Genomic DNA, 22,580 nt, shown 5'->3' on the forward strand with positions numbered 1-22,580 from the left:
ACGGATCGCCTGCGCGGGCCGTCGCGACGCAACGGATCTCCGCTGACCGGCAACGCGCATCTCTCGATCTTGCGTCGCCGCAGCAATAGCGTGAGCCCGTGACCGACACCACCGCCTCCCCCGGCGCCCCGGGGCTCGTCGTCGCGGCCTGGCAGGCCGACGGCCCGCTGCGCGACGTGCCCGCCGCGCTGGTCGCGCTCGACGCCGCCGCGGCCGACGCCGCCGCGCAGGGCGTCCGGCTCCTCGTCTGTCCCGAGCTCACGCTCACCGGCTACGACATCGGCCCGTACGCGGCCGAGCTGGCCGAGCCCGCCGGCGGTCCGATGGCCCAGGCGGTCGCCGCGATCGCCGCCGCGCACGGCCTCGCCATCGCGTGGAGCTGGCCCGAGCGCGACGGGGCGACGGTGCACATCTCCGCCGAGCTGGTCGACCGCGACGGCACCGTGCTCGCGCGGCACCGCAAGGCGCACCTCTACGGCCCGGACGAGGCCGCGGCGTACGTCCCCGGCGACGGGCACCCCGTCGTCGCCTCGCTCGACGGGTTCACCGTCGGGCTGCTGGTCTGCTACGACATCGAGTTCCCCGAGCAGGTCCGCCTGGTCGCGCTCGCGGGCGCCGACCTGCTCGTGTGCCCGACCGCGCTGATGGAGCCCTACGAGACGGTCAGCAGCCTGCTGGTGCGCGCCCGCGCGTACGAGAACCAGATGGCGATCGTCTACGCCAACCGGGCCGGCACCGAGAACGCCCTGACCTACTGCGGGAGCAGCTGCGTCGTCGGCGCCGACGGCACCGACCTCGCCCGCGCGGGCGACGAGGCCGCCCTCGTCGTCGGCACCGTCACCCCGGTCGCGCTCGCCGACGCGCGCCGCGCCAACACCCACCTGGCCGACCGCCGGCCCGAGGTCTACGGAGGCCTGCACCGATGACGACCGCCCAGACCACCCCGGACGCCGTCCCCGCCGACGGGGCGCCCACCGGCGTCACCATGCTCGGCCCCGACTTCCCCTTCTCGTACGACGAGCAGCTCGCCCACCCGGCCGGGCTCGGCTCCGTCCCGGCCGAGCACCACGGGCGCGAGGTGGCGATCGTCGGCGGCGGCTTGTCCGGGATCGTGACGGCCTACGAGCTGATGCGGCTCGGCCTGCGCCCCGTCATCTACGAGGCCGACCAGATCGGCGGCCGGCTCCGCTCGCAGCCGTTCGGCGGCGCCGACGGGCCCATCGCCGAGCTGGGGGGCATGCGCTTCCCCCTGTCGTCGCGGGCGCTCTTCCACTACATCGACAAGGTCGGGCTGCGCACCTCGCCGTTCCCCAACCCGCTCTCCGAGGCGACGCCGAGCACGGTGATCGAGCTGGGCGGCGAGTCCCACTACGCCCGCACCTACGACGACCTCCCGCCCTTCCTCAAGGACGTCGCCGACGCCTGGCACGAGGCCCTCGGCGAGGTCGGCTTCGCCGAGATGCAGCGGGCGCTCACCGACCGCGACGTCCCCCGCATCCGCGAGCTGTGGGCACGACTCGTGCTCGAGCTCGACGAGGAGCCGTTCTCGGGGTTCCTCGCCAACAGCAAGGCCTTCCAGGCCCGCAGCCACCGCCACCGCGAGGCGTTCGGGCAGGTCGGCTTCGGCACCGGAGGCTGGGACACCGACTTCCCGAACTCGATGCTCGAGATCCTCCGGGTGATCTTCACCAACGCCGACGAGGAGCACCAGATGGTCCACGGCGGCGCGCAGCAGCTGCCGGTCCGGCTCTGGAACGACGCCCCGGACGACTGCGTGCACTGGCCTGCCGGCACCAGTCTGGCGAGCCTCCACGGCGGCGCTCCGCTGCCCGGCGTCGCACGGATCGCGCCCGGCACCGACCGGCAGTTCGCGCTGACCGACCGCTGGGGCACCACCCGCGAGTACGACGCCGTCGTCGTCACCTGCCAGGTCTGGCTGCTCTCGGCGCGCATCGACGTCGACGAGTCGCTCTTCTCCCCCGCGCTGTGGATGGCGATGGAGCGCACGCACTACATGCAGTCGTCCAAGACGTTCGTGCGCGTCGACCGGCCCTTCTGGAAGGACGCCGACCCCGCGACCGGGCGGGACCTGATGAGCATGACGCTGACCGACCGGCTCAACCGGGCGACGTACCTGCTCGAGGACGACGGCGCCGCGTCCATCTGCCTGTCGTACACCTGGAACGACGACGCCCTGAAGTGGCTCGCCCTGCCGGTCGAGGAGCGGGTGCGCCTGCAGCTGCACTCGCTGCGCAAGATCTACCCGGACGTCGACATCGCGTCGCACATCGTGGGCGACCCGATCACCGTCTCGTGGGAGTCGGACCCCAACTTCATGGGCGCGTTCAAGGCCAACCTGCCGGGCCACTACCGCTACCAGCGACGGCTGTTCACGCACTTCGTGCAGGACGCCCTGCCCGCCCACCAGCGCGGCATCTTCCTGGCCGGCGACGACATCTCGTGGACCGCCGGATGGGCCGAGGGGGCGGTCACCACGGCCCTCAACGCGGTGTGGGGTGTCGTGCATCACCTCGGCGGCGCGAGCGCCCCGGCGAACCCCGGCCCGGGCGACCGGTTCGACGAGCTCGCCCCCCTGGCCCTGCCCGACGGCCTCTGAGAGCGCGTTCCTAGACTGTCGCCGTGTCTCTCGCTGGTGATCATGCAGTCGAGGTCGACGGACTGGTCATGCGGTACGGCGACACCGTCGCCGTCGACGGCCTCTCGCTGACCGTCGAGCGGGGCACGATCACCGCCGTCCTCGGCCCCAACGGTGCTGGCAAGACGACCACGCTCGAGACCTGCGAGGGCTACCGCCGTCCGCAGGCCGGCACGGTCCGGGTGCTCGGGCTCGACCCGGTGCGGGAGCGGCGGACGCTGCTCCCCCGGATCGGCGTCATGCTGCAGTCCGGCGGCGCGTGGAGCGGCGCCCGGGCCGACGAGATGCTCCACCACTTCGCCCGGCTCCACGCCCACCCCCTCGACACCGGCGTGCTCATGGAGCGGCTCGCGCTCCACGAGTGCGGGCGGACGCCGTACCGGCGGCTGTCGGGGGGCCAGCAGCAGCGGCTGGGCCTGGCGCTCGCACTCATCGGGCGGCCCGAGCTGGTCTTCGTCGACGAGCCGACCGCCGGCATGGACCCGCAGATCCGCCGCGCCGTCTGGGAGCTGCTCGACGAGCTGCGCCACGACGGCGTGACCGTGGTGCTGACCACGCACTACCTCGAGGAGGCCGAGCGCCTCGCCGACAAGGTGCACATCGTCGACCGCGGCCGGCTGGTCGCGAGCGGGACCCCCCTCGAGCTGACCCGCGGTGGCACCGTCGCCACCCTGCGCATCGTCGTCACCCAGCCGTTCCCCCCTGGCGCGCCTGCCGCCCTGGCCGCCGAGCTCGGGCCCGGTACCGAGCTGACCGAGCTCGACCCCCTCAGCATCCAGCTCTCCGGACCGGCCGACAGCAGCACGCTCGCCACCGTCGCCGCCTGGTGCGCCGCCCACGACGTCCTCCCCGAGTCGCTCTCGCTCGGGCAGCGCAACCTCGAGGACGTGTTTCTCGAGCTGACCGGCCGGGAGACCCTGTCATGAGCACGTTCGCGCCCGCCCCCGGCGCCGCGCCCGTCGGCCGCCAGCTCCTCACGCAGGCCGGCATGGAGGCCCGCCTCATGCTGCGCAACGGCGAGCAGCTCCTGATCGCCGTCGTGATCCCCGTGATCGTGCTCGTCGGCGCCGTCCGCGGCTCCGAGAAGGTCGGCCTCGACCTCGGCGGCAAGCCGATCGACGTGCTGACCCCCGGCGTGCTCGCCCTCGCCGTGATGTCGACGGCGTTCACCTCCCTGGCGATCGCGACCGGCTTCGAGCGCCGCTACGGGGTCCTCAAGCGGCTCGGCACCGCTCCCCTGTCCCGCGCCACGCTGCTCGGCGGCAAGGTGCTCGCCCTCCTGGTCGTCGAGGTGTTCCAGTTCGTCGTCATCGGCGGGGTCGGGCTCGCGCTCGGCTGGTCCGGCCCGTCCGGCGTCGTCGGCGTGCTCGGCGTCGTGCTCGCGGCGCTGTGCGGCACCGCCGCCTTCGCCGCCCTCGGCATGCTCCTCGCCGGCTCGCTGCGCGCCGAGGCCACGCTCGCCGCCGCGAACCTGGTCTACCTGCTGCTCCTGGCCGGCGGCGCCGTCGTCCTGCCGGCCGACCAGTACGGCGGCCTCGGCGACGTCGTCCGCTGGCTGCCCTCGGGAGCGCTCGGCGAGGCCATGCGCAGCGCGTGCGACGGCGCGATCGCCGTCCGCGACCTGGTCGTGCTCGCGGCCTGGGCCGTCGCCGGCTCGGCCCTGACCGCCCGAACCTTCAAGTGGGAGTGACCGTGACCACCACGACGACCCGACTGGCCGGCCTGCAGCGCACCCTGGCGGCACGCCTCGTGCCGCTCGCGTGGGCGAACCTCGTCGCCAACATCCTCATCGTCGTCACCGGCGGCGCCGTCCGCCTGACCGGCTCGGGCCTCGGCTGCCCCACCTGGCCCAAGTGCACTGACGAGTCCTACACCGCCCACGGCGCCCTCGGCATCCACGGCGTGATCGAATTCGGCAACCGGCTCCTGACCTACGTCCTCCTCGCCATCGCGCTCGCCTTCGTGGTCGCCGCCTGGCAGCGCGCCGGCCGGGTCCGCACGCTCGGCCTCGTCGTCCTCGCCGGCATCCCGGCCCAGGCGGTCGTCGGCGGCATCACCGTCCTCACCGACCTCAACCCGTGGGTCGTGGCGGGCCACCTGCTCGTCTCGATGGCCATGGTCGGCGTCTGCGTCTGGATCCTCGACGAGCTCACCGGCCCCACCCGCCCCGACGCCTCCGCCGTGTCGACGCGGCTCGCCTGGGTGACGTTCGCCGTCGGCTGGGTCGTCCTCTGGCTCGGCACCGTCGTCACCGGCTCCGGACCCCACTCCGGCGACCTCGACTCCCGCCGTACCGGCCTCGACCCGGCCACCGTCTCGCACATCCACGGCTACTCGGTGTGGCTGCTCGTCGTCCTGACGATCGCCCTCGCCCTCGTCGCCCGGCGTCGCGGCGACCACCGCCTCGCGATGTTCGCCGGCGTGCTGCTCGTCGTCGAGCTCGCGCAGGGGCTGCTCGGCTACGTCCAGTACTTCACCGACCTGCCCGAGATCCTGGTCGGGCTGCACATGCTCGGCGCCGCGGTGATCGCCGCGGGCATCGCGCGGGTCGTCGTCACCACCCGCGCCCGGGGATAAACCGGCCCGCAGCCGGCCGTCCGAGGTCGGGGCGAGGGGGCGCGAGCGGCCGTCTGGCCGCCAGCAAACCCCGCACCCAGCAAACCTCGACCGCGAGCGCGGCAGCGCGGCGTGAGCCGCTAGCGGGGCAGCTTGCTGCCTCTTCCAAGCGGCGAAGCCGCGCTCGCGCCAGTCAGCTCAGTGCAGCAGCGGGTCGATGGCCACCGCGACGAACAGCAGCGACAGGTACAGGTTCGACGAGTGGAACAGCCGCATCGGCTGGAGCACGCTCAGCTCGTCGGACGTCTTGGCCCGGCGGTGCAGCCCGTGCGCCTGCGCGAGGAAGACCGCGCCGAGCACGACGGCGACGATCGGGTAGAGCAGCCCGGTCGAGGCGACCGGCCACAGCAGGAGCGAGGTGGCGACCATGACCCAGCTGTAGATCACGATCTGGAGCGCGACGACGCGGGCCGACTTGACCACCGGCAGCATCGGGACGTCGACCTGCGCGTAGTCCTCGCGGTAGCGCAGGGCGAGGGCCCAGGTGTGCGGCGGCGTCCAGAAGAAGACGACGGCGAAGAGCACGATCGGCACCCAGGAGAGCTCACCGGTGACGGCGGTCCAGCCGATGAGGGCTGGGAAGCAGCCGGCGATGCCGCCCCACACGATGTTCTGCGTCGTACGGCGCTTGAGGAGCATCGTGTAGACGAAGACGTAGAAGGCGTTGGCGCTGACCGAGAGCACCGCGGAGAGCGGGTTGACCCACAGGGCCAGGACGACGGTCGAGAGCACGCCGAGGACGACGCCGAAGACGAGCGCCGCGGCCGGGGTGACGATGTGGCGGGGCAGCGCCCGCCGCCGCGTCCGGCGCATCTGCTCGTCGATGTCGCGGTCGTAGACGCAGTTGAAGACCGAGGCGGACCCGGCCGACAGCGTGCCGCCGATGACGGTCGCCACGACCAGCCCCAGCGGGGGCACGCCGCGCGCGGCGAAGAACATCACCGGCACGGTGGTCAGCAGCAGCAGCTCGATGACGCGCGGCTTGGTCAGCCCGACGTACGCCATCACCACGTCGCGGAAGGTCGCCCTCTGCGGTCCCTCGTCGTCAGCCAGCAGCTCGGGGCTGGTCGGGTCGACGTAGGTCACGGAAGTCCTCGCAAACAGGGGTAGAAGCGCTCCGAGTGTAGCCCGAGCGCTTCTCGGGGGAGAAAGCGGACACGGGGGTCAGTGCTGTGGGAAGAATCTCGCGACCAGCGGCCGCAGCCGGGCGTCCTCGAAGTCGTCGACCGGCAGGGCGAGGTGCTCGAGCACGAGACCGTTGACGGCGGTGAGCAGGTCGGCCGCCGCCGCCTCGGGGTCGGCGACCCCGGCGCCGCGCAGCTCGCCGGCGAAGGCGGCGCGCTGGGTGGTCCCCCAGGCGTCGAGGCTGGCGCGCAGCGCGGGACGGCGGGCGACGCCGAGGAAGAGCTCGTAGCGGGCGATCGCGGAGTCCCTGTCGTCGGTCAGCGCCGTCATCAGGTACGACGTCAGCCGGTCGACGCGCTGGGCGACGTCGACGTCGGGCAGCTCCTCGAAGACCGCGCGCACCTCGGCGATCTGGCGGTCGGCCAGGCGCCGGAGCGCCTCGTCGAGCAGCTGGTCGAGCGTCCCGAAGTAGTAGCGGGCGTTGCCGTGGGTGGTGCCGGCCTCGGCGGCGACCGACCGGTGGGTCAGGGCCCCGACGCCGTCGCGGGCGAGCAGCCGGACCGCGGCATCGAGGAGCGCCTCGCGCCGGGCGACGCCCCGGGCCATCCGGGGCTCGCGCACGGAGGGGGGCGGAGGCATGGCCGCATCGTATCCGGGCCGATTTCACCGACAGTCTTCTCCAAACGGAGAACACAGGACTACGGTGGCGCACGTCACTGTCGACCACGGCGAAAGGCCACTCATGACCAACACACTCATCACCGGTGGGCGCGTGCTCACCCTCGATCCGGACCGGCCCGAGGCCGAGGCGGTCGTGCTCTCCGGCGGGCGCGTGCTCGCCGTCGGCGACCGGCGCGAGATGGAGGACGTCGCCGGGTCCGGCGCCGACCGCGTCGACGCCGGTGGCGGCGTCGTGATGCCGGGCCTGGTGGACACCCACCCGCACGTCATGCACTTCGGGATCCTGTCCGGCGGCATGGTCGACCTGACCGACGCCGTCGACCACGCCGACATCGTGGCGCGGATCCGGGCCAAGGCCGCCACGACGCCGGCCGGCGAGTGGATCATGTGCACGCCCGTCGGCGAGCCGCACTACTTCATCCGGCGCAACGAGAAGGACCTGCTCGAGCGGCACCTGCCCGGCCGCCGGGTGCTCGACACGGCCACCGACGAGCACCCCGTGATGATCCAGGCCTGGGCGCCGCGGATGCCCAATGTCGTCGCCTTCAACAGCGCCGGCCTGCGCGCGGTCGGGCTCACCGCCTTCATCCCCGACAGGGTGTGCGACGTCGAGATCGAGAAGACCGACGACGGCGACCTCACGGGCATCCTGCGCGGCCCGGTCACCAACTACTACACCTACGACCCGTTCTGGGGTCAGATCCTCACCAAGCTCCCCCCGCCCAGCATGGACTCCGCAGCCGCGGGGACGCTCGCCGAGATGGCGCGGTTCACCGCCCAGGGCGTCACCACGGGGTACGAGGGCCACGCCATGGAGCCCGAGCACCTCGGTCTCTACCAGCACCTGCGCGCGTCCGGTGCCCTCACCATGCGGATCCAGGCGACCCTTGACGTCGAGTCGGTGATCTTCTACCCCTTCGACCCGCTCACCGACGAGGAGTTCGCGGCCCGGCTCCGCCAGTTCGCCGCCCAGGTCGGCGACCGCTCCGACGACCTGCTGCGCACCGACGGGCTCACCATCAGCCCCGGCGGGCCGTGCTTCTCGGGCTACTTCGCGACGTACGAGCCGGCGAAGAACCCGTTCGGCCGGCCCACCCGCGGCACCCGGTTCATCTCGGTCGAGAAGGAGGAGGCGTTCGTCCGCTTCTGCGCCACCGAGGGCATCCGCGCCAACATGTGCCTGGGCGCGTTCCGCGAGCACGACGACTTCCTCGAGATCGCCGAGCGCGTCGTCCAGGAGCACGACTTCCGCGACCGGAGCTGGATCCTCCAGCACGCGATCACCATCACCCCCGCGCAGGCCCGCCGGTACAAGGACCTGGGCTTCCAGGTCACCACGAGCGCGGGCTTCGCCTGGGGCAAGGGCGCCATGTACGGCGAGCGGATCGGCGAGCACGCCTGGCGCGACCTCGAGCCCCTCCAGCGGCTGACCGACCTGGGCCTCGAGCTGGCCGGCGGCTCCGACTGGGGACCGAAGAACCCCTGGGAGCAGATCGAGCTCGCCCAGACCCACCGGTTCGCGGGCAGCGACCACCGCAACGACGGTCCCGACCAGAGCCTCTCGCGGCTCGACGCGCTGCGGATGTGGACGTCCGGCGCGGCGAGCGTCCTCGGCTGGTCCGACATCGGCTCGCTGGCCCCCGGCAAGCACGCCGACGTGCTGATCGTCGACCGCGACCCGCTGACCTGCGACATCGACGACCTCCGCGACACGCGCGTGCTGCGGACCTACCTGGGCGGCGAGGTCGTCCACGACACGGCGGAGGTGACGGCATGATCGCCGTGGAGAAGGTCCTCGCCCGCCTCGACGGGATGCAGGACGAGCTCGTCGGCACGCTGCAGGAGGCGATCGCCGTCCGGAGCGTCAACCCGACGTACCCCGACCAGGACTACGACGACCTCGTCGGCGGCGAGACCGAGGTCGCCCGGCTGCTGGCCGGTCACTACCGCCAGGCGGGCGCCGAGACGCAGCTGTTCGGCGAGGCCCCCGGCCGCGACAACGTCGTCGGCGTGGTCCGCGGCACCGGTGGCGGCCGCTCGCTGATCTTCAACGGCCACCTGGACGTCGTCCCGGCCGGCGACGCGAGCACCTGGACCCACGATCCGTTCGCGGGGCACGTCGACGGCACGCACATCTGGGGCCGGGGCGCGGTCGACATGAAGAGCGGGCTCGTCGCGCAGGCGTTCGCGGCGCGGGCGCTGCGCGAGTCCGGCGTCCGGCTGCGGGGCGACCTCGTCCTCCAGGGGGTCGCCGGCGAGGAGAACCTCGAGCACCACCTCGGCACGTCCCTGGTGCTCGGCCACGGCTTCACCGCCCACGGCGCGATCATCGCCGAGCCCACCGGCGCGGTCGGCTCGCTCAGCGTGATGCCGGCGACGCCCGGCGTGCTGGTCATGCGGATCACCGTCGCCGGCAGGACCGGGCACGCCTCCGCCCGCTCGCTGATGCGCGCCCAGCTGCGCACCGCACCGGACGCCGAGCCCGTCGCCGCGAGCGCGGTCGACGGCGCCCTGCTCGTCCACGAGGCGCTGCGCCGGCTGGAGGAGGAGTGGGAGGTGACGCTCACCGACCCGCTGTTCGAGCCCGGCCAGTTCACGATCGGGCTCGACGTCATCGACGGCGGCGCCCGGGCCGCGCGCAATGTCGCGTTCATCCCCGACGAGACCACGCTCGACTACGCGATCTTCTACCCGCCCTCGGCAGAGGTCTCCGCGATCCAGTCCGAGATCACCGCGACGGTCGCCCGGGTCGCGCAGGGCGACCCGTGGCTGCGCCGCAACCTGCCGCGCGTCGAGTGGCCGATGCACTACCCCGGCGGACGGACCGACCGGGCGGACCCCTTCTGCCGCGCGGTCGTCGCCGCCCGCGAAGAGGCCGCCGCCGGGACGGCGTACGCGGGGGCGCCCGACGTCCGTCCCTTCCCGAGCGCGACCGACCTCACCTGGTTCACGGCCGCGGGCATCCCCGCCGTCGGCCTGGGCCCGGGCTCGCTGTCGATGGCCCACGCGGTCGACGAGCGCTGCGCGATCGACGAGATCATGGTCGCCGCGAAGGCCTACGCCACGGCGGCCGTCCGCTGGTGCGGTGCCGCATGAGCGCGAGCGCACCGGTGGCGCCGTACCTCGCGGTGGGGCTCTCGACGTTCGTCCACGGCATCGGCGCGCGCGAGCACATCGCCCGCAACCTGGACACCATCGAGGAGGCCTTCCACGCCGCGGTGTCGATCGTCGGGATCAACCTGCCGGTCAGGCTGGTCGCGCTCTCGGAGGGGGCGCTCACCGGGTTCACCGACGAGATCTACGACCTCCCCCACGTCCGCAGCGCGCGCGACCTGTTCATCGACATCCCCGGCCCCGAGACCGAGCGGATCGCCGAGCTGGCGCGCATGTACGACACCTACGTCATCGTGCAGTGCAAGGCCCGCTGGCCCGAGGTGATCGAGGACCGCTTCTTCAACGTCATGGTGGTGATCTCGCCGAGCGGCGAGATCGTCCACCGCGCGGCGAAGAACCACGTGTGGTGCCGCGAGCACTCGTGCACCCCGCACGACGTCTACGACCGCTGGGTGGAGCTGTTCGGCGACGGGATCGACGCCTTCTACCCGGTGCTGCGCACACCGGACATCGGCAACATCGGCACGCTCTGCTGCAGCGACGGGGAGTATCCCGAGGCGGTGCGGGCGCTCGCGCTCAACGGCGCCGAGCTCGTCTACCGGCCGAGCGAGGCGGTGCCGATGACCACCTCGGGACCGGACGACGGCGGCACGTGGCTCCTGCAGAACCGGGCGCACGCGCACTTCAACAGCCTCTACATGCTGTGCCCGAACACCGGACCGGTGTACTCCTCCCCCGCCGCCGAGCACCCGGTCGACATCGCCGGGGGCAACGGGCACGTCGTCGACTACAACGGGCACGTGATCGCCCGCGCCTCCTCGGGCGCGAACGCGATCATCGCGGCGCCGGTCGACATCGAGGCGCTGCGCCAGTTCCGGATGATGAACCTCAACTCGAACTGGCTCAAGGACGTGCGCACCGAGCTGTTCCGCAGGATGTACGACCGGCCGATCCACCCGGCCAACCTGTGGCTGGACGCCGAGCCGGGCCGCCATGCCGAGGTCGACGAGGTCTACCGGGCCAACATCGCCCGGCTGGTCGAGTCCGGGGCGTACACGGAGCCGTCGGTGCGGTTCCCGGGCGCCCGCCACTTCCCCACCCCGGCCGACGGCGACCTGGACGCCATCGCGTCCGACTGGTCGTAGGACGGCCCTCCGTGGCGCCCGGCCGGCAGCACGCCGTCCGGGCGCCATGCGAATGTCCCACTCCCACGCGCTCTCGGTAGGCTCGGAACCATGATCCCGGAGCTCGAGTGGACCGACCTCGACCGCAAGGCAGTTGACACCGCCCGCGTCCTCGCGATGGACGCCGTCCAGAAGGTGGGCAACGGTCACCCGGGTACGGCGATGAGCCTCGCGCCCGCCGCCTACCTGCTGTTCCAGAAGGTCATGCGCCACGACCCGGCCGACCCGGACTGGATGGCCCGCGACCGCTTCGTCCTCTCCTGCGGACACTCCTCGATCACCCTCTACACCCAGCTCTTCCTCGGCGGCTTCGGCCTCGAGCTCGCCGACCTCGAGGCGCTGCGCACCTGGGGCAGCAAGACCCCCGGCCACCCCGAGTTCGGCCACACCGCCGGCGTCGAGGTGACCACCGGCCCGCTGGGCCAGGGCGTCGCCAACGCGGTCGGCATGGCGATGGCCGCCCGCCGCGAGAAGGGCCTGCTCGACCCCGGCGCCGGCGACGGTCCGTCGCTGTTCGACCACCACGTCTACGTGCTCGCCTCCGACGGCGACCTCGAGGAGGGCGTGAGCAGCGAGGCGTCGTCCATCGCGGGCACCCAGGAGCTCGGCAACCTCACGGTCATCTACGACGCCAACCGGATCTCGATCGAGGGCGACACCCACATCGCGTTCAACGAGGACGTCGCGAAGCGCTACGAGGCCTACGGCTGGCACGTCCAGACCGTCGACTGGACCGGCACCGACCACTCCGACCTCGCCAACTACGAGGAGGACGTCCCGGCCCTCTACGCCGCCGTCAAGGCCGCCGACGAGGTCACCGACAAGCCGTCGCTGATCGTCCTCAAGACGGTCATCGCCTGGCCGGCCCCCAACGCGCAGAACACCGAGGCCGCCCACGGCTCCGCGCTCGGCGCCGACGAGGTCGCCGCGACCAAGGCGGTCCTCGGCTTCGACCCCGACAAGAGCTTCGAGGTCCCCGCCGACGTCCTCTCCCACACCCGCTCGCTCATCGCGCGCGGCAAGGAGTGGGCCGCCGCCTGGACCAAGGAGTACGACGTCTGGGCCGCGGCCAACCCCGAGCAGGCCGCGCTGCTGCACCGCATGAAGGACCGTCGCCTCCCCGACGGCATCGAGGACGCCCTGCCGGTCTTCGAGGCCGACGCCAAGGGGGTCGCCACCCGCGCGGCGTCCGGCAAGGTGATCAACGCCGTCGCCGCCGTGATGCCCGAGCTGTGGGGCGGCTCGGCCGACCTCGCCGGCTCCAACAACACCACCATCAAGGACGCGCCGTCCTTCCTGCCGCTCGACCGCTCCGTCGAGGAGTGGCAGGGCGACCCCTACCAGGGCCGGGTGCTGCACTTCGGCATCCGCGAGCACGGCATGGGCGCGATCATGAACGGCATCGCCGTGCACGGCGGCACCCGCGTCTTCGGCGGCACCTTCCTGACGTTCTCGGACTACATGCGCGGCGCGGTCCGCGTCGGTGCGCTGATGAAGGCGCCGGTCGTGTACGTCTGGACCCACGACTCCATCGGTCTCGGCGAGGACGGCCCCACCCACCAGCCGATCGAGCACCTCGCCGCGCTCCGCGCGATCCCCGGCCTCGACATCATCCGCCCGGCCGACGCCAACGAGACCGCGGCCGCCTGGCTCCAGGTCCTGCGCAACAGCGACCGTCCGGCGGGCCTCATCCTCAGCCGCCAGAACGTCCCCACGTTCCCGCGCGGCACCGACGGCTACGCCACGACCGACAACGTCGCCAAGGGCGGCTACGTGCTGCTCGACGCCGAGGGCGGCCAGCCCGACGTCGTCCTGCTGGCCACCGGCTCCGAGGTCCAGCACGCCGTCGCCGCGCGCGAGAAGCTCGCCGCCGAGGGCGTCGGCGCCCGCGTCGTCTCGCTCCCCTGCCTCGAGTGGTTCGAGGCCCAGACCCAGGCCTACCGCGACCAGGTCATCCCGCCCACGGTCAAGGCGCGCGTCTCCGTCGAGGCCGGCGTGAAGCAGGGCTGGCGCGAGTACGTCGGCGACGCCGGCCGCATCGTCAGCATCGACCACTACGGCGCCAGCGCCGACGCCGGCACGCTCTTCCGGGAGTTCGGGTTCACGCCCGAGGCCGTCGTCCAGGCCGCCAAGGAGAGCATCGCGGCGGCCGCCCGCAACTGATCGACCGCACCACCCCCGCAGCATCCACCGCACGAGGAGGATCCATGAGTGAACGACTGAAGGCCCTCGCTGACGCGGGGGTGTCCATCTGGCTCGACGACCTGTCCCGCGAGCGGATCGAGACCGGCAACCTCGCCGAGCTCGTCGCCGAGAAGTCCGTGGTCGGCGTGACCACCAACCCGACGATCTTCGCCGGAGCCATCGCCGACGGCGAGCGCTACGACGCACAGGTGCGCCAGCTCGTCGCCGACGGCGCGGACGCCGACAAGGTGATCTTCGCGCTCACCACCGACGACGTGCGCAACGCGTGCGACGTCCTCGCCCCGGTGGCCGCTGCGCACCCCGCCGACGGCCGGGTCTCGATCGAGGTCGAGCCCACCCTGGCCAACGACACCGACGCGACCATCGCCTCGGCGAAGGCGCTGTGGGCCGCGGTCGACCGTCCGAACGTGCTGATCAAGATCCCGGCGACCCTCGAGGGCCTGCCCGCGATCACGGCGGCGATCGCGGCCGGGATCAGCGTCAACGTCACGCTGATCTTCTCCGTCGAGCGCTACCGCGGCGTCATGGACGCCTACCTGGCCGGCCTCGAGCAGGCCAAGGACGCCGGCATCGACCTCGGCACCATCCAGTCGGTGGCGTCGTTCTTCGTGTCCCGCGTCGACACCGAGATCGACGCGCGGCTCGACAAGATCGGCACCGACGAGGCGCTCGCGCTGCGGGGCAAGGCCGCCGTCGCCAACGCCCGCCTGGCCTACGCGGCCTTCGAGGAGGTCCTCGCCTCCGACCGCTGGCAGGCGCTCGCGGCCGCGGGGGCGCACCCGCAGCGTCCGCTCTGGGCGTCCACCGGCGTGAAGAACCCGGCCTACCCCGACACCCTCTACGTCACCGACCTCGTCGTGGCCGACACGGTCAACACGATGCCCGAGAAGACGCTCCTCGCGTTCGCCGACCACGGCGAGGTCGAGGGCGACCGGGTCAGCGGCCAGGCCGCCGACGCGCAGGCGGTGTTCGACCAGCTCGTCGCGGCCGGCATCGACCTCGACGACGTCTTCCTGACGCTCGAGACCGAGGGTGTCGACAAGTTCAAGGCCTCCTGGACTGAGCTCGTCACCACTGTCGAGGCGCAGATGGCCCAGGCCGGAGCCTGAAGCCGTGGGCGCGGCTCCCGTCGACCCCCGGTCGACCGCTGCCTGGGCGAGCCTGACCCGGCTCGCCGACGGTTTCACCCCCGACCTGCGGCGCTGGTTCGCCGACGACCCGGAGCGCACCGAGCACCTGTCGTTCGACGCGGGCGACCTCCGCGTCGACCTGTCGCGCAACCTGCTCACCGGCGAGGTGCTCGACGCGCTCGTGGCGCTGGGCGGCGAGGTCGGCCTGCCGGACCGCCGCGACTCGATGTTCCGCGGTGACCACATCAACGTCACCGAGGACCGCGCGGTGCTCCACACCGCGCTGCGGCGCGCGGCCGGGTCCAACCTCGAGGTCGGCGGCGCCGACGTCGTCGAAGAGGTGCGCGCCGTGCTCCGCCGGATCTACGCCTTCGCCGACGACGTCCGCTCGGGCACCTGGCGCGGCTTCACCGGCGAGCGCATCCGCACGGTCGTCAACATCGGCATCGGCGGCTCCGACCTCGGCCCGGTGATGGCCTACGAGGCGCTCAAGCCGTACGCCCACGAGGGCCTCGAGTGCCGGTTCATCAGCAACATCGACCCGACCGACGCGGCCGAGAAGCTCGCCGGCCTCGACCCGGCGACGACGCTGTTCATCGTGTCCAGCAAGACGTTCGGGACGCTCGAGACGCTCACCAACGCGCGGCTCTCGCGCCGGTGGCTCGTCGACGGCATCCGCGCGGCGGCCGGCGCCGACGCCGTCCCCAGCGACGAGGCGGTCGTGGCGCGGCACTTCGTCGCCGTCTCGACGGCGCTCGACAAGGTCGCCGAGTTCGGCATCGACCCGGCCAACGCCTTCGGGTTCTGGGACTGGGTCGGCGGGCGCTACTCCGTCGACTCCGCGATCGGGACCTCCCTGGCGGTGGCGATCGGCCCGGAGCGCTTCGAGGAGTTCCTCGCCGGGTTCCGGACCGTCGACGAGCACTTCCAGACCCAGCCGATCGAGCGCAACGTGCCGGCCCTGATGGGGCTCCTCAACGTCTGGTACACCAACTTCCTCGGTGCCCAGACCCATGCGGTGCTCCCCTACGCCCAGTCGCTGCACCGGTTCCCGGCGTACCTCCAGCAGCTCACGATGGAGTCCAACGGCAAGCGGGTCCGCTGGGACGGCACTCCCGTCACCACCGACACCGGCGAGGTGTTCTGGGGCGAGCCCGGGACCAACGGGCAGCACGCCTTCTACCAGCTCATCCACCAGGGCACGCGTCTCGTGCCGGCCGACTTCATCGCGTTCGCGACGCCGGCCTACCCGCTCGTCGACGGCACGACCGACGTCCACGAGCTGCTGCTGGCCAACTTCCTCGCCCAGACCCGGGCGCTCGCGTTCGGCAAGACCGCCGACGAGGTGCGCGCCGAGGGCACCGACGAGGCGATCGTCCCGGCCCGGGTCTTCCCCGGCAACCGGCCCACGACGTCGATCATGGCGCCCGCGCTGACCCCGTCGGTGCTCGGCCAGCTGATCGCTCTCTACGAGCACATCACGTTCACCCAGGGCGTGGTCTGGGGCATCGACAGCTTCGACCAGTGGGGGGTCGAGCTCGGCAAGCAGCTCGCCGTCCAGATCGCGCCGGCGCTGTCCGGCGACGACGACGTCCTCGCCGCCCAGGACACCTCCACCCAGGCCTTCGTCCGCTACTACCAGGAGCACCGTCAGCGATGACCTCGCCGATCACCGACCGTCCGGCCCCCCTCGTCGAGGTCCACCCCGACCCGGGCGCGCTCGCGACCGCCGTCGCCGGCGAGCTCCTCAACCGGATCGCTGACGCCCAGGCCGCCGGCCACGTCCCCGACGTCGGGCTCACCGGCGGCACCATCGCCGAGGCGGTGCACCGCGAGATCGCCCGCCTGGCCCCGGCCTCCGGCGTCGACTGGGGCGCGGTGAGCTTCTGGTTCGGCGACGAGCGCTACGTGCCCGCCGACTCCCCCGACCGCAACCTCACCCAGGCCCGCGCCGCCTTCCTCGACGAGGTCGGCGCCTTCCGCGTCCACAGCGCCCCGGCCTCCGACGAGGCCGACTCGCTCGCCGCGTCGGCGACCTCCTACGGCGACACCATCCGCGCCGAGGGCGGCGGCGACTTCGACGTGCTCATGCTCGGCGTCGGCCCCGACGGGCACATCGCCTCGCTCTTCCCCGGCCACCCGGGTCTCGACGTCGTCGACGCGATCGCCGCCCCCGTCGAGGACTCCCCCAAGCCCCCGCCCTCCCGGGTCACCCTCACCTTCGAGGCCCTCAACCGCGCCCAGTCCGTCTGGTTCCTGGTCAGCGGCGACGCCAAGGCGGACGCCGTCCGCCGCGCCCTCGCCGACGACGGCACCGTCGCCGAGACGCCCGCCCGCGGCGTCACCGGCAAGACCGAGACGGTCTGGTTCCTCGACAGCGCGGCGGCCAGCGCGCTCTGAGCCCGGCCTCGCGGGGGCAGGGCGGGGCCTGCGGCCTCAGGCGTCTCCTGAGCCTCCTGGGTCCCCTGGTCAGCCACGAAGCGTCCACAGGCAGCTGTTCTCCGCCCGTCATCCCCAGGCCCGACCCGACCCGATCGCGCCTCGGCCGCTCGCCGCCGACGATCGGTCGCATGCGAACCTCCCTGCTGCGATCCCTGCTCCTCCTCGTCCTCGCGCTGCTCACCCCGCTGGCGGCGGTGCCGCTGGTGGGTGGTGCGGCGGCCGCACCCCCGGCGCCTGCACCGTCGGCGCCGTTGCCGCCCGGGCCTGTCGCCGAGCGGACCCCGGGCTTCGTCGGCCTGACCACCTCCGCTGGCCACGAGCTCGGCATCGCCCGCCTGCCCGGCGGCAGCCACGGCCTCTGCCTCGACACCGGCACCCGGGCCTGGCCGACCGCGGCCACCCCCAGCCACCTGGTCCGCGACCCCGTCGTCGGCTACCTGCTCACCACCCACCTCGACCGCGCCCGGCACGACCCGGTCCGCGCCGCGGCCCTCTGGTGGGCGGTCGGCGCCCTCCGCGGCCGCAACTCCGCGCCCGCCACCATGCGCGCCTACCTCGCCGAGCTCGACCGGACCGACGGCGCCCGCGCCGCCCGCGTGCGTCGTACGGCTCGGGGGTGGGTGCGCGACGCCGTCCGCCGCGCCGCCCCGCGCGGCGGCTACCGCGCGCCCAGGCCCGTCCTCCGGCCCGCCGCCGATCCGGCGCGGTCAGGAGCCGGGACGCTCACCGGTCTCGGCCTCCGCTCCGCGCGCGGGCTGCCCGTCCCGGGTGTCCGGGTCACCCTCCACCTCACCGGCGGGGCCACCTTCGCCGACGGCCGGAGCACCCGCACCCTCGTCACCACCACCTCCGCGCCGGCGCCGATCTCGTGGCGGCGCGGCTCCGCGGCTGGGCCGGTCGCTCTCCGGGTCCGCTACACGGGCGTGCCCGCGCACCACTACCGCCTGCACCACGGGTCCGCCCGCGCCCAGCGCGTCGCCACCGCCGCCGGCCCGCGCACCCTGACCGCATCGGCGACCGCCCCGGCACCGGTGCTCCGGACGCCGACCCTCCGCACCCAGGTCAACCTCCAGCGCGCCGAGCCCGGCGCGCAGCTCGTCGACGCCGTCACCGTCTCCGGACTCGGCGGACCGCCCCTGCCCACTCCCCTCACCGGCGAGTGGCAGCTCCTCGGCCCGGTCGCCCCGGCACCCGGCTCCGCGCCGGCATCGCCGGCGTCACCGACCCAGGCACCGGCGAGCTGCCGTGGCCGGGACTGGTCGCGCGCACCGGTCGCCGCCGGCGGCCGGTTCCCGGTGCCCCACGACGGCACCTTCTCCGTCGGCGCCACCCGCGTCTCGGCGACCGGCTGCTACACCTACCGCGAACGCCTCTTCGGCTCCGCCACCACCCTGCCCGTCCCCTGGACGTCGGCCGGCCTCCCCGAGGAGACCACTCTCGTCGCCGCCGCACCGCGCCTGCGGACCCTCGTCAACCACCAGCGCGCCACCGCAGGAGTCGAGCTGGTCGACCGGGTCGTGCTCACCGGCCTGCCCACGGGCCCGGCCGTCGCTGCGGTCGCCCCAGCGCCCGGCTCGGGCAACGGCACCGGATCGCTCACCGGCCAGTGGCAGCTCCTCGGACCGGTCGCCCCCGACGCCCAGGGCCGCTGCACCCGCGCCACCTGGACCGGCGCACCCGTCCTCGCCGCCGGCACGTTCGCGGTCCCGCTCACCGGCGAGCCCACGGCGACGCTCCTCGTCGGCCGGACCCGGATCGCCCGCGGCGGCTGCTATACGTACCGCGAGGCCCTCGCCGGGTCGGCGCAGAGCGCACCCGTGCCCTGGACCGCCGCGGGCATCGCCGACGAGACCTCGCTCGTCGGCCCCCGCCCGGTCGCCGTTCCCCAGCATCCGCGCGTCGACACCGGCGGCTCCCGCCCCGGATCCCCCCGCCCCGCCCGCGGGACCAGCACCGTCGCCCTCCCCCGCCTCGGCCTCACCGCCACCCTGACGGGCGTCGCCTTCCGCGGCGCGGTTCTCCCCGCACCCCGCGGCGCCCGGACCGCCGGTCAGTGGACCCACGGCGCGCCCCTGGACGCGCTCGTCGGCACCACCGTGCTCACCGGGCACGTCTCGGACGACCGTGACCGGCCCGGCGCGTTCGCCCGGCTCCGCTCAGCGCGCCGAGGTGACGTCGTACGGGTGGCAGATGGCGCGGGCGGAGCGGGCACCATCCACCGGTGGCGGGTCACCCGCACCTGGTCGGTCGACCGCCACCGGCTGCCCCGGAGCGTCTTCACCCAGGACGTCGCCCGCCGCCTCGTCCTCATCACCTGCACGGACCGCGTCACCACCCCCGGCGGCGGGTTCCACTACCGCCGGAACCTCATCGTCGAGGCCGTCCCGTGGTGACCCCACAACCCGCGAGCGCGCCGCAGCACCGCTCCACACCAGCCGCCGCGACGCGACACCAAGGTCTGGCCGCCCAGCAACCCCGCACCGAGCAAACCTCGACCGCGAGCGCGCCAGCGCGTCGAGAGCTGCCCATCGGGCAGCTTGCTGCCCCCCGAGTCAGCGAAGACGCGCTCGCGACGCGACACCGACGTCTTGCCGCCCAGCAACCCCGCACCGAGCAAACCTCGACCGCGAGCGCGGCAGCGCGTCGAGAGCTGCCCATCGGGCAGCTTGCTGCCCTCCATCACCGCGAAGACGCGCTCGCGCCCACCAGCTCAGAAGATGATCTCGCCGGACTTCCGCCGCGAGCGCAGCAGCTGGATCGCCTCGTCGAGGATGACCTCGGCCTCCTTGTCGGAGCGGCGCTCCTTCACGTAGGCGAGGTGCGTCTTGTACGGCTCGATCTTGGGCGCCGGGGGCGCGTTCTCGGAGTCGAGCCCGGCGGGCAGGCCGCACTTGGGGCAGTCCCACGACTCGGGGACCGAGGCCTCGACCGAGAAGGTGATCACGGCCCGGTGACCGTTGGCGCAGAAGTACGTCACCGCCTGCCGGGGAGCCGCCTCGCCACGCTCGGCCTCTCCCATCGGACCCGCGCCGACACGGCTCCCGCGGATCGCGTTTCCACCACCACCAGCCAACGGACTATCTCCTCAAAGCCTCGGACGGCCGCGGCTCTCCCGCGCGCCGGATGCAGTAGATCAGTTCTGGTACGCGAGCAGCAGGCCCAGCGCGATGACGCAGGCGAACCAGATCACGCCGATCCCGACCGTGAACCGGTCGAGGTTCCGCTCGGCAACGGAGGAGCCGCCGAGCGAGCTCGACACGCCGCCGCCGAACATGTCCGAGAGGCCGCCGCCCCGACCCTTGTGCAGCAGCACGAGCAGGATCAGGATCAGGCTCGTGATCACGAGCAGCACAGTCAGAAGCGTCGACACGCGAGGAATCCTACGTCAGGTCCGGTACTAGGACAGCACCGGCATGTCGTAGAAGCGGCAGATTCCCCCGAACTCGTCCGCCTCCAGGCTCGCCCCGCCCACGAGGGCGCCGTCGACGTCGGTCTTGGCCATGATCCCGGCGACGTTCGCGGCCTTCACCGAGCCCCCGTAGAGGATCCGTACGGCGTCCGCGGCCTCGTCGCCGAACAGCTCGCGCACCTTGCCGCGGATGGCGGCGCAGACCTCCTGCGCGTCGTCCGGGGTGGCGACCTCGCCGGTGCCGATGGCCCACACGGGCTCGTAGGCGATGACGAGGCCGGCAACCTGCTTCTTCGACAGCCCGGCGAGCGAGCCCTCGACCTGCGCGTTGGTGTGCGCGACGTGCTCGCCGGCCTGGCGGACGTCGAGGCCCTCGCCGACGCACACGATGGGCGTGATCTTCTCGCCCAGCGCCGCCTTCGCCTTGGCGTTGACGACGGCGTCGGTCTCGCCGTGGTACTGCCGGCGCTCGGAGTGGCCGACGACGATGTACGAGCAGCCGAGCTTGGCGAGCATGGCCGCGGAGATCTCGCCGGTGTACGCGCCGTTGGCGTGCTCCGAGACGTCCTGCGCGCCGTACCGGATCGCGAGCCGGTCGCCGTCGATGAGGGTCTGCACCGAGCGGATGTCGGTAAACGGCGGGATGACCGCGACCTCGACCTTGCCGTAGTCGTGGCGCTTGTCCGACAGCGTCCAGGCGAGCTTCTGCACCAGCACCACGGCCTCGGCGTGGTTGAGGTTCATCTTCCAGTTGCCCGCCATCAACGGCGTGCGCGTCGTGCTGGCCATTCAGTCCTCCAGAACCGTGATGCCGGGGAGTTCCTTGCCCTCGAGGTACTCGAGGCTTGCACCGCCACCGGTCGAGATGTGACCGAAGGCGGACTCGTCGAACCCGAGCGACCGGACGGCGGCCGCGGAGTCGCCGCCGCCGACGACCGAGAGCCCGTCGACCTCGGTGAGCGCCGCGGCGACCGCGCGGGTCCCGTCGGCGAAGGCGGGCTGCTCGAACACACCCATCGGGCCGTTCCAGAAGACGGTCCGCGCGTCGGCGAGGGCCGCGGCGAAGGCCTTGCCGGACTCGGGTCCGATGTCGAGCCCGAGCGTCCCGGCCGGGATCGCGGAGGCGGCGACGACGCGGGCCGACGCCTCGTCGCCGAAGCTGTCGGCGACGACGATGTCGGTGGGCAGCACGATCTCGACGCCGAGCTCCTTCGCCCGGGCCTGGTAGGCGCGGACCGTGTCGAGCTGGTCCTCCTCGAGCAGGCTCTGGCCGACCTCGAGGCCGTCGGCCTTGAGGAAGGTGAAGACCATGCCGCCGCCGATGAGCAGCTTGTCGGCCTTGCCGAGCAGGTTGTCGATGACGCCGAGCTTGTCCGAGACCTTCGAGCCGCCGAGGACGACGACGTAGGGCCGGGCCGGGTCGACGGTGAGCCGCCGCAGCACGTCGATCTCGGCGGCGACGAGGCCACCCATCGCGTGCGGGAGGCGCTGGGCGACGTCGTACACGCTGGCCTGCTTGCGGTGCACGACGCCGAAGCCGTCGGAGACGAAGACGTCGGCGAGGGCGGCGAGCTGGTCGGCGAAGGCGCCGCGCTCGGCGTCGTCCTTGCTGGTCTCGCCGGCGTTGAAGCGGACGTTCTCGAGCAGCGCGACGACACCGTCGGCCAGGCCGGCCACGGTCTCCTGGGCGGAGGTGCCGACGGTGTCGGTGGCGAACGCGACCCGCCGGCCGAGCAGCTCGCCGAGCCGCGCGGCGACGGGAGCCAGCGAGTAGGCCGGGTCCGGCTCGCCCTTGGGGCGGCCGAGGTGGGCCGCGACGACGACGCGGGCGCCCGCCGCGGCGAGCGCCTCGATCGTCGGGACGCTGGCCCGGATCCGCCCGTCGTCGGTGATGGTCGCCCCGTCGAGGGGGACGTTCAGGTCCGACCGGACGAGCACGCGCTTGCCCGCGACACCCTGGAGGAACGACTCGTCGAGCCCGTTGATTGCTGTCACAAGCGTCAGAGCCTAGACGATGC

Annotated in this window: 19 protein-coding genes; 13 read left to right on the forward strand and 6 right to left on the reverse strand. The window is 73.1% G+C overall.

What is annotated here, in order from left to right; all coding sequences use genetic code 11:
- Window positions 1-98: 98 nt before the first annotated feature.
- Genes BM223_RS13960 through BM223_RS13980 form a run of 5 tightly spaced genes read left to right on the forward strand, consistent with a single transcriptional unit; the run spans window position 99 to window position 5,233 of the window.
- The gene (locus BM223_RS13960) at window positions 99-926 is read left to right on the forward strand and encodes a carbon-nitrogen hydrolase family protein (protein WP_075018623.1); all 828 of its coding nucleotides are present in this window, start codon (window positions 99-101) and stop codon (window positions 924-926) included.
- Entirely contained in the window at window positions 923-2,617 is a 1,695-nt protein-coding gene (locus BM223_RS13965; protein WP_038679067.1) for a flavin monoamine oxidase family protein, read from the forward strand. The genes BM223_RS13960 and BM223_RS13965 overlap by 4 nt, the downstream gene beginning before the upstream one ends.
- A 23-nt stretch (window positions 2,618-2,640) precedes the next feature.
- Entirely contained in the window at window positions 2,641-3,582 is a 942-nt protein-coding gene (locus BM223_RS13970) for an ABC transporter ATP-binding protein (protein ID WP_038679069.1), read from the forward strand.
- Window positions 3,579-4,346 carry an ABC transporter permease gene (locus tag BM223_RS13975; protein WP_038679070.1) on the forward strand — a complete coding sequence of 256 codons (768 nt, stop codon included), beginning with the start codon at window positions 3,579-3,581 and terminating at the stop codon, window positions 4,344-4,346. The genes BM223_RS13970 and BM223_RS13975 overlap by 4 nt, the downstream gene beginning before the upstream one ends.
- 2 nt (window positions 4,347-4,348) lie before the next feature.
- Entirely contained in the window at window positions 4,349-5,233 is an 885-nt protein-coding gene (locus tag BM223_RS13980) for a COX15/CtaA family protein (protein ID WP_235318898.1), read from the forward strand.
- A 177-nt stretch (window positions 5,234-5,410) separates the two neighbouring features.
- Here the strand turns inward: BM223_RS13980 and BM223_RS13985 are convergent, their stop codons facing one another.
- Both BM223_RS13985 and BM223_RS13990 read right to left on the reverse strand, forming a co-directional pair.
- Window positions 5,411-6,358 carry a heme o synthase gene (locus BM223_RS13985; protein ID WP_038679072.1) on the reverse strand — a complete coding sequence of 316 codons (948 nt, stop codon included), beginning with the start codon at window positions 6,356-6,358 and terminating at the stop codon, window positions 5,411-5,413.
- 78 nt (window positions 6,359-6,436) lie between these two features.
- Window positions 6,437-7,036, reverse strand: coding sequence for a TetR/AcrR family transcriptional regulator (locus BM223_RS13990; protein WP_082003662.1), 600 nt, complete (start codon window positions 7,034-7,036; stop codon window positions 6,437-6,439).
- A 103-nt stretch (window positions 7,037-7,139) separates the two neighbouring features.
- On the opposite strand from BM223_RS13990, the gene BM223_RS13995 reads away from it, so the two are divergent.
- The 8 genes from BM223_RS13995 to BM223_RS14030 all read left to right on the forward strand — a co-directional run bounded on the left by BM223_RS13995 (window position 7,140) and on the right by BM223_RS14030 (window position 19,546).
- Window positions 7,140-8,855: an amidohydrolase gene (locus tag BM223_RS13995; RefSeq protein ID WP_038679074.1), complete on the forward strand. Its 1,716-nt coding sequence runs from the start codon at window positions 7,140-7,142 to the stop codon at window positions 8,853-8,855.
- The gene (locus BM223_RS14000; protein WP_038679075.1) at window positions 8,852-10,174 is read left to right on the forward strand and encodes a M20 family metallopeptidase; all 1,323 of its coding nucleotides are present in this window, start codon (window positions 8,852-8,854) and stop codon (window positions 10,172-10,174) included. The genes BM223_RS13995 and BM223_RS14000 overlap by 4 nt, the downstream gene beginning before the upstream one ends.
- Complete coding sequence (locus tag BM223_RS14005) at window positions 10,171-11,337, forward strand: nitrilase-related carbon-nitrogen hydrolase (protein ID WP_082003663.1); 1,167 nt, start codon at window positions 10,171-10,173, stop codon at window positions 11,335-11,337. The genes BM223_RS14000 and BM223_RS14005 overlap by 4 nt, the downstream gene beginning before the upstream one ends.
- A 90-nt stretch (window positions 11,338-11,427) precedes the next feature.
- Window positions 11,428-13,539 (forward strand): transketolase, encoded by a 2,112-nt coding sequence (gene tkt, locus BM223_RS14010; RefSeq protein WP_038679077.1) that lies wholly within the window; start codon window positions 11,428-11,430, stop codon window positions 13,537-13,539.
- Between the two features lie 44 nt (window positions 13,540-13,583).
- Window positions 13,584-14,690, forward strand: coding sequence for a transaldolase (gene tal / locus BM223_RS14015; RefSeq protein WP_038679079.1), 1,107 nt, complete (start codon window positions 13,584-13,586; stop codon window positions 14,688-14,690).
- 4 nt (window positions 14,691-14,694) lie between these two features.
- Entirely contained in the window at window positions 14,695-16,371 is a 1,677-nt protein-coding gene (pgi, locus tag BM223_RS14020) for a glucose-6-phosphate isomerase (protein WP_038679081.1), read from the forward strand.
- Window positions 16,368-17,111, forward strand: a complete 744-nt coding sequence (gene pgl / locus BM223_RS14025) for a 6-phosphogluconolactonase (protein ID WP_038679082.1) — start codon at window positions 16,368-16,370, stop codon at window positions 17,109-17,111. Before pgi ends, pgl begins: the two co-directional genes overlap by 4 nt.
- Window positions 17,112-17,281: 170 nt before the next feature.
- Window positions 17,282-19,546, forward strand: a complete 2,265-nt coding sequence (locus BM223_RS14030) for a class F sortase (RefSeq protein WP_052138668.1) — start codon at window positions 17,282-17,284, stop codon at window positions 19,544-19,546.
- A 317-nt stretch (window positions 19,547-19,863) separates the two neighbouring features.
- On the opposite strand, the gene BM223_RS14035 is transcribed toward BM223_RS14030, so the two are convergent.
- The 4 genes from BM223_RS14035 to BM223_RS14050 are packed head-to-tail and all read right to left on the reverse strand — an operon-like array spanning window position 19,864 to window position 22,557.
- Window positions 19,864-20,226: an RNA polymerase-binding protein RbpA gene (locus BM223_RS14035; protein WP_038679084.1), complete on the reverse strand. Its 363-nt coding sequence runs from the start codon at window positions 20,224-20,226 to the stop codon at window positions 19,864-19,866.
- Between the two features lie 60 nt (window positions 20,227-20,286).
- Window positions 20,287-20,523, reverse strand: a complete 237-nt coding sequence (gene secG, locus BM223_RS14040; RefSeq protein ID WP_052138671.1) for a preprotein translocase subunit SecG — start codon at window positions 20,521-20,523, stop codon at window positions 20,287-20,289.
- Window positions 20,524-20,550: 27 nt separating this feature from the next.
- Window positions 20,551-21,351 (reverse strand): triose-phosphate isomerase, encoded by an 801-nt coding sequence (gene tpiA / locus BM223_RS14045; protein WP_038679087.1) that lies wholly within the window; start codon window positions 21,349-21,351, stop codon window positions 20,551-20,553.
- On the reverse strand, window positions 21,352-22,557 hold the full coding sequence (locus BM223_RS14050; RefSeq protein ID WP_371861502.1) for a phosphoglycerate kinase: 1,206 nt from the start codon (window positions 22,555-22,557) through the stop codon (window positions 21,352-21,354).
- Window positions 22,558-22,580: the final 23 nt, after the last annotated feature.

This window comes from Pimelobacter simplex (genome assembly GCF_900114845.1).
Taxonomy (GTDB): Bacteria; Actinomycetota; Actinomycetes; order Propionibacteriales; family Nocardioidaceae; genus Nocardioides; species Nocardioides simplex.

Excerpts from the sequence above, each read along its gene's own strand:
- BM223_RS14000 (WP_038679075.1), top strand. The coding sequence starts at position 8,852 with ATGATCGCCGTGGAGAAGGTCCTCGCCCGCCTCGACGGGATGCAGGAC.
- BM223_RS14005 (WP_082003663.1), top strand. The coding sequence starts at position 10,171 with ATGAGCGCGAGCGCACCGGTGGCGCCGTACCTCGCGGTGGGGCTCTCG.
- tal (WP_038679079.1), top strand. The coding sequence starts at position 13,584 with ATGAGTGAACGACTGAAGGCCCTCGCTGACGCGGGGGTGTCCATCTGG.
- tkt (WP_038679077.1), top strand. The coding sequence starts at position 11,428 with ATGATCCCGGAGCTCGAGTGGACCGACCTCGACCGCAAGGCAGTTGAC.
- BM223_RS13975 (WP_038679070.1), top strand. The coding sequence starts at position 3,579 with ATGAGCACGTTCGCGCCCGCCCCCGGCGCCGCGCCCGTCGGCCGCCAG.
- BM223_RS13995 (WP_038679074.1), top strand. The coding sequence starts at position 7,140 with ATGACCAACACACTCATCACCGGTGGGCGCGTGCTCACCCTCGATCCG.
- pgl (WP_038679082.1), top strand. The coding sequence starts at position 16,368 with ATGACCTCGCCGATCACCGACCGTCCGGCCCCCCTCGTCGAGGTCCAC.
- BM223_RS14030 (WP_052138668.1), top strand. The coding sequence starts at position 17,282 with ATGCGAACCTCCCTGCTGCGATCCCTGCTCCTCCTCGTCCTCGCGCTG.
- BM223_RS13990 (WP_082003662.1), bottom strand. The coding sequence starts at position 7,036 with ATGCCTCCGCCCCCCTCCGTGCGCGAGCCCCGGATGGCCCGGGGCGTC.
- tpiA (WP_038679087.1), bottom strand. The coding sequence starts at position 21,351 with ATGGCCAGCACGACGCGCACGCCGTTGATGGCGGGCAACTGGAAGATG.
- BM223_RS13965 (WP_038679067.1), top strand. The coding sequence starts at position 923 with ATGACGACCGCCCAGACCACCCCGGACGCCGTCCCCGCCGACGGGGCG.